Source organism: Corynebacterium sp. HMSC077G07 (assembly GCF_001809225.1).
GTDB lineage: Bacteria > Actinomycetota > Actinomycetes > Mycobacteriales > Mycobacteriaceae > Corynebacterium > Corynebacterium jeikeium_D.
In genome coordinates this window covers 36,376-56,642 of the sequence record NZ_KV796537.1, presented here as the reverse complement: position 1 = coordinate 56,642, position 20,267 = coordinate 36,376, and the positions used below count along the sequence as shown (strand labels likewise).

Genomic DNA, 20,267 nt, shown 5'->3' with positions numbered 1-20,267 from the left:
GTCAGAAAATTTCACATATTCGACCCGAAAGGATTCAACCATGATTACTCGTACCGCTACCATCGGTTCCTCCGTAGGCCTGCACGCTCGCCCGGCTTCCCTGTTCACTCAGGCTGCTGCTGAGTACGACTACGACATTGTCATTTCCCTTGACGACGAAGAGGCTGATGCCGCCTCGATCCTGGAGGTCATGACCCTCGGTGCTAAGCACGGCGACGAAGTCACTCTGAGCTGCGAGGACGACTCCGCAGCTGCAGCTCTGGACGAGCTTGCAGCCATGCTCGAGCGCGACCTGGATGCCGAGTAAGCCCAGCTAAAACACTCCTGGATAACACCACGGCACACCACGACCGACGAGTATCCCCGCAGAGGTCCCGAAAAGGAGATCGGAAGCAATGAACGAGCAGCACACTGTCATCTATGGCATCGGTGTCTCGACCGGTACGGCCAGCGCTGAAGTAGTAAAGGTACTCCCCGCCCCGGGAGTTGATACTCAAGAACCGTCGTCGACCGATCCCGTCGCCGATGGTGAGCGCGTCCGCGAAGCGATGGCCAACGTCGCAGAGTCGCTGAAGAAGCAGGCTGAGCACTCCAGCCCGCAGGCACGTCCGATTCTGGAGGCCACTGCGCAACTGGCTTCCGATAGGGCGCTCGCCAAGGCCGTGGTGAAGAAACTCAAGGCAGGCTCCGGCGTCACCCAGGCCGTTCACGATGCCGTTGAGGACTACGCGCAGCTCCTAACCAGTCTCGGTGGCTACATGGCTGAACGTGTCACCGACCTCTACGATGTTCGCGACCGCACAATTTGCGAGCTGCGTGGCCTGCCAAAACCGGGCGTCCCGGATGTCTCCACCCCAACTATTCTGCTTGCCGACGATCTCGCGCCCGCCGAAACCGTGGGTCTTGACCCCGAGTTGGTCGTAGGCATTGCCACCGCTGGTGGCGGGCCGACCAGTCACACGGCTATCCTCGCAGCACAGCTGGGCATTCCAGCCGTCGTTAAGGCGAAGGGCGTCATGGAGCTTGAGGCCGGAACCTTCGTCGCCATTGACGGCGGCGCCGGTGAGGTGATTGCGAATCCGACCGCCGATGAGGTCGCCGCGTTGGAAGAGCGCGCTCGACGCCGGGAAGCAGCCCTGGCGCAGTCTGTGGGCGCAGGCAAGACCGCTGATGGGTACCCCGTGAATCTGCTGGCCAACATTGGTACGGCGGAAGATGGTGAGTCTGCAGCAGCGCAAGATAATGAGGGCACCGGCCTGTTCCGTACTGAGTTCCTTTTCCTCGACCGAGACAAGGCTCCGAGTTTGGAAGAACAAACGGAAACCTACACTCGTGTGCTGAAGGCATTCGGTGAGCGACGCGTGGTTGTGCGCACACTGGATGCGGGTGCGGATAAGCCACTGAGCTTTGCCGACCTAGGCGAGGAAGAAAACCCGGCGCTGGGGCGCCGCGGACTGCGCCTGTCGCAGGCTCGGGAAGATTTGCTGGATACGCAGCTGGATGCACTCGCCGCTGCGTTTGACGCCACCGGGCGCAAGGCTGACCTGCGGGTTATGGCTCCGATGATCGCAACGGTCGAAGAAACAAAGTGGTTTGCAGACAAGGCACGGGAGCGTGGCCTGCCGAAGGTCGGCATCATGATTGAGGTCCCCGCAGCAGCAATTCGCGCGAAGCAGCTGCTGTCCATCGTGGACTTTGCCTCCATTGGTACTAACGACTTGTCGCAGTACACTATGGCGGCCGACCGTATGCAGGGGGCTCTGGCGGATCTCCTATCGCCATGGCAGCCGGCTGTGCTGCAAATGATTAAGTCCGCATGCAAGGGCGGCAATGCTACCGGCAAGCCCATTAGTGTCTGCGGTGAAGCCGGCGGTGACCCGCTGCTGGCACTGGTCCTGGTGGGACTCGGCGTGAGCTCGCTGTCCATGGCTTCCAAGAAGGTGCCGGCCGTCCGCGCCGCTCTCCGCCTCCACGACCGCGCTACCTGCCAGCAGATGGCAGCATACGCTGTCGATGCCGAAACTGCAGCCGATGCGAAGGCCGCAGTGACCGCGCTGGTGGATCCGAAAGTGAAGGATCTGCTGTAGAGCAGACGGAATTAGTACTAAGCCTGGCGTACACACGCTGTCAGCGTAAACGTGTGCGCCAGGCTCTTTCTCTTTTGTTCGCTGCCCCATCACAGGCAGCAAACTTTCTGGGAAATTTCTTGATTTTCCCTCTCTCGAACGCCCCATTAGGATAAATAGAGTGCCTTCGTCGGCACCACCAACGCCGTCGAAGCCCCTTAATAATTCAAATAAAGACGGCTCATACAAGCCGCAACTTAATTCACGCATCAGGCTCCACCCAGCCCGTGAAAATTCACAATTTCACATTAAGAGTGTCAGTTTTCGACATCGTGGCCTTTCATCTACATGGGCACACGAACTGCAATTGCGCTGCTGTAACGGGCGTTTGCGCCACCGCAGCACAGGCAACAACGGCGTCGCCACAGCAGCATGCAGCATCGCCCTTGACCTTACGGGCGACACTAATTTAGAAAGAACACAATTCTCATGACCAAGTCGAGCGGAGTGGAGTCCCCGAAGTCTTTCGCTTCCATTATCGTTGTTACAGCTCTCATGCTGTTTTCGATGTTCTTCGGCGCGGGCAACCTCATCTTCCCGCCGAAGCTCGGAGTGGATTCCGGTACCAATTTTGGCCCCTCAATCACCGGCTTCCTGCTCACCGGTGTGGCGTTGCCAGTTCTGGCCATCATCGCCATCGCCATTTCAGGCAACAACCTGCGTGACCTAGCGTTTCGCGCAGGCCGCATCTTTTCCTTGGGCTTCCCGGTAATCGCATACCTTTCCATCGGTGCTTTCTACGCTCTGCCGCGTACCGGTGCCGTGTCGTACGAAACCGGTGTCCAGCCGATTTTCGGCAGTGATTCACTGGCCGTCGCTGCGGCCTTCTACTTTGTTTTCTTCGGTATCGCCTTAGCACTTGCGTGGAATCCAAATGAGATTGTGTCCAAACTGGGCAAGATTCTCACTCCGGCTCTGCTGATTCTCTTGGTTGTATTGGTTGGAATGTCGGCATTCAAATTCGATGCCGCTCCAGCTGCGCCAATTGAGAAGTACTCCTCTACCCCATTTGCCTCCGGCCTAGTCGAGGGCTACCTCACCATGGACTCCATCGCCGGCCTGGCATTCGGCATTATTGTCATTTCTGCCCTCCGCGTCAGCGGTGTCCCAGAGGGCAAGCGTATGGTTCGCGGCACAATGATCTCAGGCCTGTTCGCCGGCATTTTGCTGGCCATCATCTACTTGGGTCTGGGCTATGTCGGCCAGGTGCTGCCGAATGCCGCCTCCTTCGATAACGGCTCGGGCATTCTTGCAGAGGCTTCCAAGCTGGCCATGGGCCAGGTCGGACAGATTGTCTTCGGCCTCATCGTTCTGCTCGCATGTATGACCACCGCTGTCGGCCTGATTGCCGCCACCAGCGAGTTCTTCAACCTGCTACTTCCGGGCATCAGTTACAAGGCCTGGGCGATTATCTTCACGGTCATGTCCTTCGTAATGGCAACACAGGGGCTGTCTCAGGTACTGGCGATTGCCGCGCCGATTATCACCTTTATTTACCCGCCGGCTATCACTCTGATTGCACTGACTCTTCTCGACCCGGTCATTTCCTACTCCTTCAAGCTGCATTACACCTACCGCCTGGGCGTCTGGGTTGCCACCATCTGGTCGGGTATCTCAGTACTCTCCGGTTTGGGTGTCGGTGGTTCTGCTTTGGCGGACTTCCTCAGTCTCGTACCTGGTCAGACCATCGAGTTCGGATGGTTCCTGCCGACTCTGGCAGCGACGGTGATCGGATACGCAATTGACGTCGTCACGCGAAAGCAGCGCGCAAATCGCCCGGCGAGTGTGCTTGCCGACGAGACCGTTGCAGAAGAGGTAGCCGAAAAGGCGTAAAACCACACCCGGTTATTTGCGTTGCATAACGTAAATACCGCACGCTAGAGAAGTAAATTCCATCCGAACAAGGATTGACTATGAGTACCCGAATGCGTTTTACGCAAACGCTCCTATTCCGCGTTATTGTCGCGATTATTCTGGGCATTGTCTGCAGCTTTTTCTTCCCGGAATGGCTGGCTCGAATTTTTGTCACTTTCAATGGCCTCTTTGGTAACTTCCTGGGCTTCTTTATCCCGGTGCTGATTTTTGCCCTCATCACGCCGGCGATTGCCAGCCTGGGCCGCGGCGCCGGAAAGTGGCTGGGTATTACCACTGCTATCGCCTACGGCTCGACGGTGTTTTCAGGCTTGCTGGCCTACGCCGCCACCCAGGGGCTCTACCCTTGGCTGCTCGGCGCTGATCAGGCCGGCACATCGGTGGATATTGATGAGGGTGCGCTGGAGAGCTTCTTCAATGTGGAGATGCCACCGCCGTTTGACGTCATGACCGCCCTGCTGCTGGCTTTCACGGTCGGTGTGGCGATGACCACCGTGAAGTCGGACTCGCTCTACCGCGGTGCGACGCAGCTGCGCGACGTGATTATGAAGATTATCTCGGCGTTTATCATCCCGCTGCTGCCGATTTACATCTTCGGCATGTTCCTGTCTATGGGCATGAACGGCAACCTGACCACGACGCTATCGATGTTCTTCAAGGTGCTGGTTCTAGCAGTCATCGGCACCGTGCTCCTGTTGGCAATCCAGTTCTCCATCGCTGGCGCCATCGCCGGCCGCAGCCCGTGGACGTCCCTGAAGAACATGCTGCCGGCTTATGTCACCGCACTCGGCACCTCCTCCTCGGCCGCTACCATTCCGGTGACGTACAAGGCCGCGCTGAAGAATGGTGTCTCGGAGAAGGTCGCTGGCTTTACCGTGCCGCTGTGCGCAACCATCCACCTGGCCGGTTCGATGATGAAGATCACGCTGTTCGCGTTTGCGGTGATGTTCATGGCGGACAAGCCGCTTTCGCCGGGCATGGCCATCGGCTTCATTCTCACTTTGGGTATCACCATGATTGCGGCTCCGGGCGTTCCGGGTGGCGCAATTATGGCCGCGGTCGGTGTGCTGCAGTCCATGCTGGGCTTCGATCAGGAGCAGGTCGCTTTGATGATTGCCGCCTACATCGCCATCGACTCCTTCGGTACCGCATGTAATGTCACTGGTGACGGTGCAATTGCCATGATTGTTAACCGCTTTGCCAAGGATGATGTCATCGACCGTTCCGAAGAGCTCAGCTTCGACGCTGAAGAGGCCAATTCCGCATCTTCCACAACCGAGGCCTAACTGGCTTCGGTGCATATGTAAAAATTAAAGAAAACATCCACCGGTCAACCCCGTCGCAATCTTTCAAAAGGCCTTCTTATGGGCCGATGCGGCGGGTGTTGGCATACATGTAAGGGGCCCGCCTTGGACTTCATTTCGACTCGCGACCCAGAGCGCACGCCGCACAAGTTCTCAGACATTCTCCTGGGAGGTCTCGCTAACGACGGTGGCCTCTACCTGCCGGTCGAGTACCCACAGGTTGACGATGCCACTTTGACGCGTTGGCGCTCCGTGCTTGTCGACGACGGTTACGCAGCCTTGGCTGCAGAGGTCGTCAGCCTTTTTGTGGACGACATTCCACTGGAGGATTTGCGCGGTATCTGTGCACGGGCGTACACCTACCCGAAGTTCTCCGATCCGGATATTGTGCCGGTGACGAAGCTGGAAGATCAGCTCTACATCGGTCACTTGTCCATGGGCCCCACAGCGGCATTCAAGGATATGGCGATGCAGCTGCTCGGTGAGTTCTTCGAGTATGAGCTGGCTCGTCGTGGCGAGACCCTGAACATCCTCGGCGCCACCTCTGGTGACACGGGTTCCTCGGCCGAGTATGCAATGCGCGGCCGTGAGGGAATCAGCGTGTTCATGCTAACTCCGGCTGGTCGAATGACCGCGTTCCAGCAGGCTCAGATGTTTGGTCTGCAGGATGCCAACATTCACAACGTCGCCCTCGACGGTGTCTTCGACGATTGCCAGGACATCGTTAAGGCCGTCTCCGGTGACTTGGAGTACAAGGCCAGCCGCCACATTGGTGCAGTCAACTCGATTAACTGGGCTCGCCTGATGGCTCAGATCGTGTACTACGTCTCCTCGTGGATTCGTGTCACTGGCGGCAACGGTGCTGAGGCGAACAACGCGCAGAAGGTCAGCTTCAGTGTGCCGACCGGCAACTTCGGTGATATTTGCGCCGGCCATATTGCGCGCCAGATGGGTGTGCCAATTGACCGCCTGATTGTGGCTACCAATGAAAACGATGTCTTGGATGAGTTCTTCCGCACGGGTGCCTACCGCGTGCGCAGCGCTGCGGAGACGCAGGCTACCTCTTCCCCATCGATGGATATCTCCCGCGCGTCTAACTTTGAGCGTTTCATCTTCGATCTGCTGGGGCGCGATGCTGAGCGCACTGCAGACCTCTTTGGTGTCAAGGTCAAGGAGGGCGGCTTCTCGCTTACTGCTGATCCAATCTTCCCAGAGGCTTCTGCCCAGTACGGTTTCCTCTCCGGTCGCTCGACTCACGCTGACCGCGTCGAGACCATCAAGGACTGCTGGGAGCGCCTAGAGGTCATGGTCGATCCGCACACCGCTGACGGTATTCACGTCGCCCGCGGCCTGGTAGACCAGGTATCCACCCCAATCGTCTGCCTGGAGACCGCCCTGCCGGTAAAGTTCTCCGAGACCATCCTGGAGGCCACCGGACGCGAGCCGGATTGCCCGGAGCGTTTCGCGGACATCATGAATGCCCCGCGCCGCGTTACCGAGCTGCCGAATGATGTCGATGTGGTGAAGAAGTTCATCGACGACAACGTGGCTTAAAACCGGGCATAGCCCAACGTCACCCCCATCCGCGCAGCAGCGATGTGGAATAGTGCCCTCTTTTTTAAGGGCAAACGGCATTATCTTGGGCTATAGGGCTGTTATTACCCCCGTGATTACCTCACAATTGTTCACATGAGTTTCACTCGAGTTAATAGCCGTCCTATGCCCCACGCGCCCGCATCTTCCCCGCAGGAAGGTTCCCAAAAGACAACCACGGTCTCGCGGGCGCTGGCCGACACACTGGCCCAGCACTGCGACCACTGCTTCGGTCTCATCGGCAACGCGAACTCCCACTTCACGTCAGCCCTTACTGAATCGGGATTCGGCTACTCCTCCGTCCGACACGAATCGGCTGCTGTCGGGGCCGCCGATGCCTTCCACCGCGCAGGCGGAGGGCTAGCCATCGCGACCGCCACTTGCGGCGCAGGATTCACCAATGCGCTAACCACTCTGGCCGAGGCTCGGGTAGCCCGTATTCCGCTGATTTTTGTCGTCGGCACGCACCCGGAACGCCCACGTCCCTTTGACCTTAATCAGGCGGCGCTCCTCGACGCCCTCGACGTCTGTCATCGCACCGTTACTCCCGAGTCCGCGCTTGACGACGCAAACTTTGCGGTCCAGCACGCACTGAGTTCTCGGCAGCCTGTCGTGCTGCTGCTCCCCTATGACATCCAAGAAGCACCGATTACGGCATCTGCGTCTGAAACACAGTCGACTAATCAGGAGCATCTGCACACCGGCCGACCAGAATGGTTGGAGTCAACTGTCGCGTCGCTGGCCGAGGAACTGCAAACTGCCCGTCGCCCACTCATTATTGCTGGTAGAGGTGTGTTGCTCTCTGGTACCGCAGATCTAGTTCGCCGCATCGGGGACGGTGCGGGGGCACTGTTTATGCACTCAGCGATGGCTCGTCATGTGCTTTCCAGTCCGTGGCAGATTGGCACCGTGGGCGGTTTTGCGCACGCGTGGCAGGTGGAGCTAGCTCGACAGGCCGATGTGGTGCTGTTCCTGGGAGCAAGCTTCAACGCTTTCCAAAACCGTGGCGGCAACATGTTTGCACCGGACGCGAAGATTATCCAGGTTGTCGACGAACCCCATCCCGCCGCTCAGCCGTCCGTGACACCGCTATTGGCTAAGTTGGAGGAACTTCTGCCCGTACTGGCAGAGCAGCTGGAGAAGCCCCGGGCGTCGTCAAGCACATGGCGTGCGGAGTTGAAGACACTGCCGACGACAGCGGAGGTCGAGTCGCTGACGTGCGCGGATGGCCGGTTGGATCCGCGGGCGTGCCTGCAGTATCTGAATCGTATCCTGCCCAATCAGCGCGCTGTGTGTACTGACGGTGGCCATTTCCTGGGGTGGGTACCGAAGTATCTCGATGTGCCTGGTCCGCAGCAGCAAGTGATTGTGGGCACGGCGATTCAGTCAATTGGTTTGGGGATGGGGTCGCTTGTCGGCCTCGCGGCAGCGCGGCCCGAGGACTATTGCGTGCTAGTCGCCGGTGACGGTGGCGGCACGATGGGTATTGCGGATTTACCTGCGGCGATTGAGCAGCTGCGACGTGGTCGTGGCGGTTGCGTGGTGTTCATTAACGATGCTGCCTACGGCGCGGAGCTGCACCAGTTTGGCGATGTCGGGTTGGACACCTCGTCCATGGAGATTGCCGACTACGACTTCGCCGCAGTCGGACGTGCCTATGGCGCTCACGGTTTCAGTGTCGGCACACCTGAGGACTTTGCCCAGCTCGACGCCTATTTCCATGACGTTTCCAACTCCGATGAGGCCTCCGTTGCCGTAATTGATTTCAAGGTCTCACGGCTGGTGGTTGCGGACTTCGTGAAGGAAGTTCTGGCTAAGGCACAAAGGTAGATTGCCGCAGGCATAATCGGGCTGCCTAGAACCCCCGGTGCGACCCAACTTCAGGCCGGTTGGTTGATGGGGTCTACAATGTGGCGAGTGGTAAAGCAGCGTAACGGTAAAGATCAAATTTCATCAACAGATCAGCCCGCCACAGCGGTGGCAAAGGACCCGCGCGAGCACGTCACTGGCCGCGCGATTGCCGTCTGGCTGGCGGCGCTGATTACCTACATCGTTGCCATCGTCGGCCGCACCTCCATGGGTGTCGCTGGCGTCGAGGCGCTCGATCGCTTCCATATCAACGCCTCCCAACTCGCGCTGTTCACCGCCGTGCAGGTTGGCGTCTACGCTCTGGCACAAATTCCGACGGGCATCATCATTGACCGCGTCGGCGCCAAGAAAACCATGGTCGTGGGCGCACTGATTATGGCGCTGGGCCAGGTCATCATCGCGTTTACGACATCGTATCCACTGGCTGTCATCGCTCGTGTATTCATCGGCGCCGGCGATGCCACCGCATTCCTCGGTGCTATGCGGCTGCTTCCCGCGTGGTTCCCACTGCGCGTCACTCCGCTGTTCACGCAGCTCACGGCTGGTCTTGGCCAGCTCGGCCAGTTCATCTCTGCGGTCCCGTTCCTCGCGATTCTGCACGCCGCGGGGTGGGTGCCCGCGTTCTTGTCGCTGAGCACCGCGGGTCTTCTCATCGCTATCGTAGGCATGATCGCGCTTGCCGACGTCCCGGAAAACTCCTCCACAGCCAAGATGTCACTTCGTAAACGCCGCGCCGCCAAGAAGGCCGCGAAAACGGCTGCCGATGGCGGAGCCTCTGCCGCAGCCGATGAGAAACTAACTATCGGCCAGACTCTGAAGATTGTGACCACTCACCCGGTGTGCTGGCAGGGTTTCTTCACTCACTGGACTGGTTTGATGCATCAGTGCATCTTCACATTGCTGTGGGGCATGCCTCTGATGATGCTAGGTATGGGTCTTAAGCCCTCCGAGGCCAGTGTGGTGCTGGTCGTTAACACGCTGTCAGTAATTATCGCCGGGCCGTTGATGGGCATGGTCTCGGCACGCACCGGCCGCGACCGTATCAAGGTTGTTGTCGCAATCGCGTTTATCAACATGGCCGTCTGGATTGTGTTCCTGGCACCGAGCAACCCACCAGCGTACTGGGCAATTATTGTAGTCAACATCCTAATGGCCGGTCTTGGTGCAATGTCCAACTTCGGCTTTGACTCAGTGCGCGAAGAGGTCGATCGCAAGGTACTCGCCACCGGCACTGGGTTGGCGAATATGGGCGGTTTTGTGGCCACCATGCTCGCTGCACAAGGTGTCGGCTTCCTGCTGGATATTGCAGCTCCCGATGGAAATTACACCTGGGAGACCTTCCGCATTGGCTGGTTGGCTGTCGTCGGTGTGTGGGTGATTGGTTTCGTTGGCCTGCTGGTGGCAAAGCGTGCGGCGGCACGCTTTGTCGCCCAGCAGAGCCGTTTTGAGCTGGAACCTACGGAGTAGGAACTACAGGAAGTCGAGAGACGGAGCGGCTAGAACAGCGAAAGCTGCTCTGGTCCTTCCAGTCCCTCCGAGTCATCCGAGTCCTCCGCTTGCTCGGAGGAGTCTGCGTGGCCGCTATCCTCCATGCGTTCGCTGCCATCAGTCTGAGCACCATGGGAAACGCGCTCACCGGTGTCAGTTTCGGGGGCTGAGTTCTCCGGGACGTCGTCAAGCGAAGGCGTTGCTGCTACGGCCTCACGCTCATACATTTCCTGCAGCTTCTCGGTCTTGGTAATACGGACTAGCTCGGCGTAGATGACCAGCTTCATAGAACTATTGACCAGTGGCCCCAGCTGGGAAAACAGGACATCGACGTCGCCGTCAACCGCGAGGCAAGCGCGACGCAGGCTCTCCTCGGAAATAATCCAGCGAGAAGTTTCAGCGCAGGTTTCGCGGTCGCCGATGAAGTCCAACGCGAGGGCAACCTGGTTGCTGGCGACGCCATCCAATGTGGCAGCCAGGCGCTCGTTAGGTGCGGCATCCTTGAACAGGCGGGCAATCTGGACTGCCTCCGCCGTCGGCACCTGACCAGCGGCATACTCAGCGATGAGTTCGGCCATGCGCTGAGCACCGACGTGCTGATCAGTCAGCCAGATGTCGTGCAAGGCATACATGATGGCCATGGCCTGCCAGGAGGCGTGCCCATGGTAGAGAATGCCCAAGATGCCGGCCTGCTCCAGTAGCCAACCGACCATCGCTTCCCCATCGGCGCCATTGCGAGCGCAGAGGTTGTCGACATTCCAAGCCATATGCCCTTCGACGCAGCAGCCATAGAACTTCTGATCTTCCTCCAGCTGCGCGGCCAGTGACACTACTTCACGCGCGGCATACGGGTAGCCGTAGGCAAGGGTGGCATGCGACAAATCATCGACACCCATGGTCACCCACGGAAACTCGCCGTGCCACGGACCGCGACCAACGAGGAAGCCCGCCGCGAGATACGCCCATCGAGTCGAGGCATCAGCGTTGTACCAGTACTGCAGTGCGCGCGGCGTCGGATGCCCGCTGTCAGCGTGAATCAATCCCGCGTTGACCAGCATCTCCACAATCCAGGGCGCCGCGAAAGCACTCGCCCCTATTGAGGCTGCGAAGTCCTGAATCCACAGCAGGCTCGATTCCTCATACATGTGCAACGGGTCCTTCAGGCGCCCGTCGCCGCTGCCCGCAGCATCCATAAACGCCGAAGCAAACGCCACCGCAGCCACCGAAGCTTCGGTCAATTCCTTTGACTCCAGCGTTGCCGGGAAAGACTCCGTCGGATGCGGCTTACGAATCGACCACATGTCGCCCTTGAGCGCCAACGCGACTGCGCCCACCAGGCGGGCAACCACTGTCGATTCGTTGCGTGCTTCCGATTCTTGCTCAAATGTCGGTATCGCCGGTTCTTCTAGCACAGTCAGCAGCAGACGCTCTTCGGCCCAGCGCACCGCGTCGGCACGTAGTTCAGACCACATATAGGAGGGCAAGTACTTCTCGTCGGTTGCCATCCAGCGCAGCTCATTGCGAATATCCACCGGAGCTGTCATCACCAGAGCCCGCACCTTCACCGGATCGCAGAGGAAGCCTGCAATGTGCTCCACCTGGCGAGCCTGCACATTCCGCACCGTTAAATCGCTGGCGTTCAGAGCTCGCGATGTGCCCTCTCCCGGCGCGTTATCCGGCTCCAGCCCCATGCGCTCCATACGGCGACTCAGCACATCCGCTGGCATATTCGCCACCAAGTCGGCGACGCGGAAACTGAGGCTCGGTTCCGCCGGGAACACCTCCGAAATATGTGGTGGCACATGCCACACGCCCGCCGGTTCCTCCCACACGAGCCCCTGGCGCTGGCCACGGCGTAGCACATGCTCAAGCTGCTGCTTGCCGACGCGACGACGCTTGCGGTCAACGCCCTTCGGCGTATCGTGCGCCATCACGTCCGCATCCGATGCCCAATAAGCCACTTCTGTGAGGGTATCCAGCGATGCGGAATCCTCCAGAATATGAACCAATTGGGCCACATCGAGAACATCGGGATCACAAAAAGACAGCGCCGTATGCGCTGAATCCTGTGACATCAGCAATTCCACCGCCTCTTGTCCAGCAGCTGAGGTGTCAGCTGCTGGACACGTGCGGCTCAATAAAAAACGCAGGTCAGTGCCATCTAGGTTGAGAATGAAATCCTCATACCTAGGGCGTACCGAGTAATCGACGTTGCGTTCCATAGCCCACCATTATGCCCGGTCGCCGTGCTAAGACAAAGGCTGCACCCCGCTGCCACATAATGAGCCTCGCAGCGAGGTGCGGCAGACCTCTGCCCGGCCTACTCGTGGTCGGGGTTCTCCTCACCCCAAAACACACGATTGACGACACGGCTGGAGTGACGAGTCAGACGCAAATAGTGCTCAATAAAACCGTTGGAATCCGATGCTTCCCCCCCCGCCGCACCTGCGACCTGAGTCAGCTGACGCCCCGGCTGTGGCAGCTGATCCGTGCGTTTACCACGCGTGAGCACCAGCGCATTGCGAGCATTCGTCGCCATCAGCCAGGCATCCCGAAGTGCGTCGGTATCCTCCTCATCTAGAATTCTGCGGTCTTTCAGCACTTCCAGACACTCCAGTGTCGACGTGTTGTGCAACTCCGGCACTTCGTGGGCATGCAGCATGATTAGCAGCTGCACAGTCCATTCAATATCGGTCAGTGCACCGGAACCGAGTTTGGTGTGGGTACGCCGATCAGCTCCGCGAGGCAGCCGCTCGGAATCAACACGCGCCTTCATACGACGGACATCGCGGACCATCTTGGCATCAGCTCCGCCCTGTGGGTACCTCAGCGGATCGATGGCCTTAAGGAAGCGGGTGCCCAGGTCTTTGTCGCCGGCAATCCAGGTAGCCCGTAGCAGTGCCTGAATCTCCCAGGTTTCACCCCAGCGCTCGTAGTAGGTCACATAGGAATCCAGGGTCCTGACAATCGGGCCCGAGCGTCCTTCTGGGCGCAGGTCCACGTCGACCTCCAATGGCGGGTCCTGGCTTGGCTTTGCCAGCCGACGACGCAACGAGTCACAAATCCTGGTTGCCCACTTGACCGCCTCGGAATCGTCGACAAGCGGCGCTCCATCGGCGTCCTTGCGGGGTTCACAGATGAACATCACGTCGGCATCGGAGCCGTACCCCAGTTCAGCACCGCCGAGTCGCCCCATACCAATCACGGAGATAACGCCCGGGACCTCCGAGTCAGGATGCTCCAGCGACCATGCACGGATTTCGGCGGCAAGGGCAGCTTCGAGCACGTTGTCCCACACCATCGACAGAGAGTGACAGACCTCTTGCACATCCATCAGTCCGAAGAGATCTGCGGAGGCAATGCGCGCGAGCTCTGCACGGCGCAACGCACGTGCCACACCAATGGCCTTAGCTGGACTGTTGTGTCGGGCAGCCGCTGCGACCAGCGCACGCCCGACTGCATCGGAGTCGGTATTCAGAAGCTTCGGCCCAGATGCACCGTCGCCGAACCGTTTAATTACGTCCGGCGCACTCATAATCAGATCAGACGCGTACGGCGAAGAACCGAGCACACGCATCAGCCGTTGGCCGACGACGCCCTCATCGCGCAGCGTACGCAGGAACCACGTTTCGTCGTGGAGCTTCTCAGAGAGCTTGCGATAATTGAGCAGACCCGCGTCGGGGTCTGGCGTCGACGATAGCCACTCCATCAGCGTCGGTAGCAGCATCGCCTGAATACGCGACTTGCGCGAGGTGCCCGCCGCCAGCGCAGAAAGATGCTCGTAGGCGCGATCCGGGTACTGATAGCCCAGCGCGGCCAGCTGGCGCTTTGCCGCATCGGCCGATAGCTGCAGGGTTCCAATGTCCTGCTCCACCACGGAGTTCAGCAGTGGACGGTAGAAAAGCTTGTTGTGCAGGGAGCGGATCTGTGAGCTGGCCAGTCGAACCTGCTTGGCCAGCGGTTTGCTGGCATCGGTGCCGCCCTCACCGACGATGCCAGAGGCGCGACCGAGCCACTGAAGAGCTTCGGTGTCGTCGTCGGCAGGCAACAAATGCGTCCGCCGCATCTTTTGCAGCTGCAGGCGGTGCTCCAGCAGACGGACGAACTCGTAGGCGTTAATCAGCGCGGCACCGTCTTCGCGACCGATATAGCCAGCCTCGACAAGTGCGTCGAGTGCCATCACAGTTGGCAGCACGCGGAGGCTATCGTCATAGCGACCATGGACCAGCTGCAGCAGCTGCACCGCGAACTCGACATCACGCAGACCACCGCGACCGAGCTTGAGCTCTCGGTAGCGAAGCTCTTCGGGGACGTTTTGGACCACACGGGCGCGCATGCGTTGAACATCATCGACGAAGGATTCCCGCTGAGAGGCGGTCCACACCATCGGAGCTAGAGCATCGATGTATTCGCGGCCCAGCTCGATATCGCCTGTCATCGGCCGCGCCTTCAGTAACGCCTGGAACTCCCAGGTTTCGGCCCAACGCTTGTAGTAGGCGACGTGGGAATCCACGGTGCGTACGAGTGCACCCGACTTACCCTCCGGTCGGAGATTCGCGTCGACCTCAAAGAAGCAGTGGCAAGAAATCCGGATAAATTCGCTGGCCAAACGGGTGGCTCGGGCATCCGCCGGCTCTGCGACGAATATGACATCCACATCGGAGATGTAGTTCAGCTCTTCCGCACCGCACTTGCCCATGGCGATTACGGCCAGGCGTGTTGAGACCGGCGACGAAGGAAAGACCTGTTGCACCGCGACAGAGAGTGCAGCCGTCAACGCCGCATCAGCCAGATCACTGAGTGCCTCCGAGACCTGACGGAATGGGACTTGTGGCTGTCCCGGACGGCGAGGACCCCGTGGATACGTGCCAGCCAAGTCGTAGCACGCAATACGCATGATCAAGTCGCGGTAGGCGCACTGCATCGCAACTTCGGCCTCACGGCCGGTTAGCTTCGCACGGTACAAACCGGGGCCTTCAAGCGTGGCGGGCGCAACGACGGGGTTGCGATACTCGGGATCCTCCTGCTTTTCCAGACTGGCCTCATCAGTGAGTTCGATGACCTCGGGCACAGCCCCGACGCTGGAGAGCATCTCGCGGAACATGTCTGCCTCAGTTGGAAACTCAGCTTGGAGCAGAACCCACTTTTCTGGGTGTGCAACCAGGTGATCGCCCAGTGCACTCGAGCCGCCGAGCAGCGCAAACATACGCGTACGTAGCGGCACCTGCTCGCGCATGGCTTCATCGAGACCGGACCAGGTGGCCCAGTTCTCCAGCTTTCCCTGCTGCTCCAGCTCGTCGAGAGCGCCTTTCAGCCGCACTAGCGCCATAAGCGCCAGCTTGGGGTCGCTGGCTCCGGCAAGACCCCACAACAGATGTAGGGACTCCTCGTTGTACCACCCCAAATCTTCCAGGTCAGCCCGCGTCCGATCGTCGTTACGCAAGCCCAGCGCTGCGGGCCGCGGCACTGATTGGCGAGATGTGCGAGGTCGATTCATCACCATTGAAACTGGTCACCCAAAAACAAATTAAAGACGAAAAAGGAAGGGGGCGGTACGGGGAAACTAGTAATCCAGAGTTGTGCGCAGCTCCCACTGCGTCACCTGACGCTGGAACTCGCGCCACTCGCGCCACTTATTGAGCAGGAAGAACTCGTAGACATGGTCACCGAGAGCATCGGCCACCAGATCGGAGCGTTCCATCTCCTGCAGCGCCACCTCCAGGGATGTCGGCAAATCGCGGTAGCCCATCGCACGTCGTTCCCGCTTGGTCAACTCGGAGATGTTGTCCTCTGCCTGCTCCGGAAGCTGGTAACCCTCCTTAATTCCCTTCAAACCGGCGGCCAAAATCACCGAGTAAGCAAGATACGGGTTACAGGCCGAGTCCAAGGAACGAATTTCCACCCGGCGCGAATGTGCCTTACCCGGTGAGTACATGGGCACACGCACGAGAGCCGAGCGGTTGGCCATGCCCCATGTCGCGGACGTCGGAGCCTCATCGCCAAATGCCGTGCGCTTGTAGGAGTTGACCCACTGATTGGTCACAGCGGAAATTTCGCTGGCGTGAGTCAGAATGCCGGCAATGAAACCCTTTGCGGTGTCGGAGAGCTGGTTTTCATCATCCGGGTCGTGGAATGCATTAGTGTCCCCTTCAAAGAGGGAAATATGAGTGTGCATGCCATTGCCCGGCAAATCCTGGAAAGGTTTCGGCATGAATGTCGCCTGCACACCGTTTTTCATTGCGATCTGCTTAATGATGTAGCGGAAAGACATCACGTTATCCGCCATAGTCAGCGGATCGGCGTAGCGCAGATCGATTTCCTGCTGACCCGGCGCATTTTCGTGATGGGAGAACTCCACAGGGATTCCCATGTCTTCCAACACCGTGATCGCTTCTTGGCGAAAGCGGGGTGCGCGGTCGTAGACCGCCTGGTCAAAGTAACCGCCATTGTCCGTTGGCACCGGCGGCTTTCCATCAGTAGCCAGGCTCTCTACTAGGAAAAACTCAATCTCCGGGTGGATGAACGCGTGGAAGCCCTCGTCGGCAAGCGCCTTAATTTGGCGGCGCAGCACCTGGCGTGGATCTGCCCACGACGGCTGACCGTCGGGCATGACGATGTCGCAGAACATGCGCGCGGACGTGATTGTGTCTTCTTTATGCAGACGCGGCATGACCTGGAACGTCGAAGGATCCGGTTGCGCGATAGTGTCAGCCTCGGAAACGCGGGAAAAGCCCTCCACCGCGGAGCCATCGAAACCAATGCCCTCTTCAAAGGAGCCCTCGAGCTCAGCCGGTGCGACGGCAACGGACTTCAGATACCCCAAAATATCGGTAAACCAGAGGCGGATATAACGGATATCTTGCTCTTCGATTGCGCGGAGGACGAATTCCTGCTGACTGTTCATACTTTCCAACGTTACCCAGGTGCCCGGATTCGCGGTACACATTTTGACCATCCGGCGTGGCTAGCCAACTGCCGCGCCCGTGTCATAACCGCTGCCCTCGTGGCCTCGAATTGCGGGTGACTATGGCATGCTCTATTGACATGAGCGGAAAAAAGATTCGTCTGAATAATCTGGCCGAATGGAAGGCTGAGTCTCGCCCCTGGGCAATGCTGACTTGCTACGACTACTCCACCGCGCGCGCTTTTTCCGCCGCCGGTGTCGAGCTGCTGTTGGTCGGCGACTCTGCAGCAAACGTTGTCTACGGCTACGACACCACCACCGAGATCTCGCTGGAAGAAATGATCCCGCTTGCTCGCGGTGTCGTCCGGGGCGCTGGCAACGCACTTGTGGTTGCCGATTTACCCTTCGGCACTTACGAGGCCTCCGATGAGCAGGCCGTGCTGTCCGCCGCGAAGATGATGCGCGAAACTGGCGCACACATGATCAAGATTGAAGGTGGCGTGCGCATCGCTCCGCGCATCCGTGCGCTGGTCAACGCCGGCATTCCGGTCATGGCGCACATCGGTTTCACCCCGCAGTCCGTCAACGCGCTGTCCGGTTTCAAGGTCCAGGGGCGCGGTGCGGGGGCGGACCAGCTGCGTGCCGACGCCCACGCGGTAGCCGATGCTGGTGCCGCGGCCGTGGTCCTTGAGATGGTGCCTGCGGATCTGGCCACCGAGATTACCCGCGAGCTATCCATCCCAACCTGTGGCATTGGCGCTGGTAACCAGTGCGATGGCCAGGTTCTCGTCTGGCAGGATGCCTTTGCAGTTCCGGCCGATGGCCGCAGGCCGTCGTTTAGTTCGGTGTTCGAAGAGGTCGGCGAGATGCTGACCAAGGGAGCGAAGCAGTATGTCGACCAGGTGCACTCCCGCGAGTTCCCTACTGAGGCGCAGAACTTCTCGGGTTAGCTCTTCGATTCGGGGGTAGGATTAGTGGTTATGGCATCTAAGTCTGGTTCTAAGTCCAAAACTCCAACTGCGGCGTTGGAGGTGGAATCTAAGTTCTCAGCTACCCCAGAAGTGGTAGCCCCATCGTTCGATTTCGTTCCACAGGTTGGCTCCACCACCACTGAGGTGCGAAATCTCTCCGCGATTTACCTGGACACGGCGGACCTGCGTCTGACCCGGTCCAAGCACACTCTGCGTCGCCGCACGGGCGGCCCCGATGAGGGGTGGCATCTGAAGGCGCCGGGTACCGGCGGTCGCCTCGAATATGGCGTTGGCCTGGAAGAGGGCTCTGTTAACGGTGAAGGCCGCGATGCTGACTACATCGTGCCTACCGAGTTGCTTGCCCCCGTGCGCGCAATTGTGCGCAATCACCCGCTGCAACCAATCGCGCAGGTAGACAATGAGCGCCACGTCACCACGGTGTTTGCCCTCGATGGCACGCCCATGGCGGAGTTTGCGGATGATCACGTCACGGCGACTTCCTTCCTCGATGGCGGCGAAACCACTACTTGGCGTGAGTGGGAGATTGAGCTGCTCGGGGATTGGGCAAATCACCCGGACGGTAAGGCCGTAATGGCAGCGATGTCCAAGGTCGCTGAGGTGGCTGGCGCCGTGCCGTCGGAAAGCCCTTCGAAGTTGGCGACGGCGTTGGGTGACTCCATCGACTCCGCTCCCCTGCCGCCGGTTCCAGCGAAGCTGCCGAAGGGTACTCCGGGGCGCACTGTGGTCGATGCGCTGGCCGCTAACGTGGCCAAGATGGTCGAGTACGACCCGAAGGTACGCCGCGATGAGTTTGACTCGGTGCATCAGATGCGCGTCGCCACTCGTGAGCTGCGCAGTCATATGCAGACCTTCCACGGCATTGTTGTGGGCGATAAGGTCGCTGAACTGGAGGGCAACCTCAAGCAGCTGGCGGGTGTTCTCGGCGTGGCTCGTGACGCTGAGGTCGTCGCTATGCGCTGGGAGGAGCTGCTGGCCAATCGCGAAAGCGCCGCTTTGGGCGAGGAGCTGCGTGCGAATCTCGTCGAGGATGTCCAGAAGGACTACGACCGCGCTCATCAGCGCGTCATTTTCGCACTCAATTCAAGCGAGTACCTGCAACTTCTCGACGATCTCGATGAGTTCCTCGCCAATCCGCCAATTGCCGCAAATGCGGACGAGGCCGAGGCTGGGGAAAAGAAGTCTAAGAAGAAGGACGAATCGCTTGTCGACGGCGCGGAGAACGCAGACTCCGAGGATACGTCGGCAGCTGGTTCCGAGGTCGCGGCTGAGGCTGATACTGCCGCCGATGCAGCAGCTTCCACGACCTCAGACAAGGCCGAGCCGGAGAAGGTAGCGGCACCGAAGGAACTCGACACCACTGCGGTGCTGCTTGATCACCTGCGCAGCGCGTTTTCGAAGTTCCGTCGTCGCCACAACCTGGTACTCGATGGCCGCGAGGATGCTGACCTGCCAGAGGCAGATTTGGACGAGCGTTACCACGATGTCCGCAAGGCTGCGAAGAAGCTCCGCTACAGCGCGGAAGCTGCTCAGAACGCGGACCTGCCGACCGAGAAGCTCTACGTTGCCTGCAAGAACCTGCAGTCAGTTCTCGGTGACTTCCAGGACACCTGTACTGCGCGCGACTTCGTGCTGGCTCGCGCTAAGCGTGCCTCCCGTGCGGGCAGGGACACCTTCGGCTACGGCGTGCTTTACCAGATGGAGTACTACGACGGCCTGAAGGCCCTGGCTGAGTACGACGATGCCGTGGCAAAGGTTTTCAAGGCCTTCCGCAAGATGGAAAAGAAGATTAAGAAGGGCAAGAAGGCCTAAAGGCGTAGAGCCTTATTTTTCAGCTACTCCCCAGTCGTCATCTTCTTCATCCCAGTCGTCGGCCGCCTTGTTGCGCTCGGCGACTTTTTCCATGGCAGCGCGGGCTTCCTCTTCGGAATCGTAGGGGCCCATTCGGTCGTCCCAACCGGTTTTCTTCCCCTGAAACACCGTGCCCGTCGACGGCTGGTAGTACCACTTACTGCTGTTGTCGCTCACGATTTTTCTCCTCTTCCACATCGAGAACTTGTCGAGTTATCAAGCGGTTCTGCCACCGCCAACTCCACACATAAGCAAACTTGCAGAGAGGCAA

13 protein-coding genes are annotated in these 20,267 nt (G+C 59.4%); 9 read left to right on the top strand and 4 right to left on the bottom strand.

What is annotated here, in order from left to right:
• Window positions 1-40: 40 nt before the first annotated feature.
• The 7 genes from HMPREF2562_RS11070 (at window position 41) to HMPREF2562_RS07030 (ending at window position 10,231) form a co-directional block, all read left to right on the top strand.
• Complete coding sequence (locus HMPREF2562_RS11070) at window positions 41-307, top strand: HPr family phosphocarrier protein (RefSeq protein WP_224433282.1); 267 nt, start codon at window positions 41-43, stop codon at window positions 305-307.
• Between the two features lie 88 nt (window positions 308-395).
• Entirely contained in the window at window positions 396-2,087 is a 1,692-nt protein-coding gene (gene ptsP, locus HMPREF2562_RS07055; protein ID WP_016423057.1) for a phosphoenolpyruvate--protein phosphotransferase, read from the top strand.
• A gap of 468 nt (window positions 2,088-2,555) precedes the next feature.
• The gene (gene brnQ / locus HMPREF2562_RS07050) at window positions 2,556-3,959 is read left to right on the top strand and encodes a branched-chain amino acid transport system II carrier protein (protein ID WP_070549801.1); all 1,404 of its coding nucleotides are present in this window, start codon (window positions 2,556-2,558) and stop codon (window positions 3,957-3,959) included.
• Window positions 3,960-4,039: 80 nt separating this feature from the next.
• On the top strand, window positions 4,040-5,284 hold the full coding sequence (locus HMPREF2562_RS07045; protein ID WP_049192895.1) for a dicarboxylate/amino acid:cation symporter: 1,245 nt from the start codon (window positions 4,040-4,042) through the stop codon (window positions 5,282-5,284).
• Between the two features lie 123 nt (window positions 5,285-5,407).
• Window positions 5,408-6,856 carry a threonine synthase gene (gene thrC / locus HMPREF2562_RS07040; protein WP_049189589.1) on the top strand — a complete coding sequence of 483 codons (1,449 nt, stop codon included), beginning with the start codon at window positions 5,408-5,410 and terminating at the stop codon, window positions 6,854-6,856.
• A gap of 135 nt (window positions 6,857-6,991) precedes the next feature.
• The gene (locus HMPREF2562_RS07035; RefSeq protein WP_246819339.1) at window positions 6,992-8,725 is read left to right on the top strand and encodes a thiamine pyrophosphate-binding protein; all 1,734 of its coding nucleotides are present in this window, start codon (window positions 6,992-6,994) and stop codon (window positions 8,723-8,725) included.
• A gap of 78 nt (window positions 8,726-8,803) precedes the next feature.
• Window positions 8,804-10,231, top strand: a complete 1,428-nt coding sequence (locus tag HMPREF2562_RS07030; protein WP_070429146.1) for an MFS transporter — start codon at window positions 8,804-8,806, stop codon at window positions 10,229-10,231.
• Window positions 10,232-10,260: 29 nt separating this feature from the next.
• Here the strand turns inward: HMPREF2562_RS07030 and HMPREF2562_RS07025 are convergent, their stop codons facing one another.
• From HMPREF2562_RS07025 to HMPREF2562_RS07015, 3 genes are all read right to left on the bottom strand, one after another.
• The gene (locus HMPREF2562_RS07025) at window positions 10,261-12,474 is read right to left on the bottom strand and encodes a hypothetical protein (protein WP_070549799.1); all 2,214 of its coding nucleotides are present in this window, start codon (window positions 12,472-12,474) and stop codon (window positions 10,261-10,263) included.
• Between the two features lie 98 nt (window positions 12,475-12,572).
• Entirely contained in the window at window positions 12,573-15,755 is a 3,183-nt protein-coding gene (locus HMPREF2562_RS07020) for a bifunctional [glutamine synthetase] adenylyltransferase/[glutamine synthetase]-adenylyl-L-tyrosine phosphorylase (protein WP_070549798.1), read from the bottom strand.
• A 60-nt stretch (window positions 15,756-15,815) separates the two neighbouring features.
• Entirely contained in the window at window positions 15,816-17,156 is a 1,341-nt protein-coding gene (locus tag HMPREF2562_RS07015; protein ID WP_005511085.1) for a glutamine synthetase family protein, read from the bottom strand.
• A gap of 140 nt (window positions 17,157-17,296) precedes the next feature.
• Here HMPREF2562_RS07015 and panB point away from each other — a divergent pair, with 140 nt between their 5' ends.
• A complete protein-coding gene (panB, locus tag HMPREF2562_RS07010) occupies window positions 17,297-18,106 on the top strand; it encodes a 3-methyl-2-oxobutanoate hydroxymethyltransferase (RefSeq protein ID WP_224783789.1) in 810 nt (269 codons plus the stop codon).
• 30 nt (window positions 18,107-18,136) lie between these two features.
• Window positions 18,137-19,957 (top strand): CYTH and CHAD domain-containing protein, encoded by a 1,821-nt coding sequence (locus HMPREF2562_RS07005; RefSeq protein WP_070549797.1) that lies wholly within the window; start codon window positions 18,137-18,139, stop codon window positions 19,955-19,957.
• A 12-nt stretch (window positions 19,958-19,969) separates the two neighbouring features.
• On the opposite strand, the gene HMPREF2562_RS07000 is transcribed toward HMPREF2562_RS07005, so the two are convergent.
• On the bottom strand, window positions 19,970-20,173 hold the full coding sequence (locus tag HMPREF2562_RS07000; protein WP_016423068.1) for an SPOR domain-containing protein: 204 nt from the start codon (window positions 20,171-20,173) through the stop codon (window positions 19,970-19,972).
• Between the last annotated feature and the right edge of the window lie 94 nt (window positions 20,174-20,267).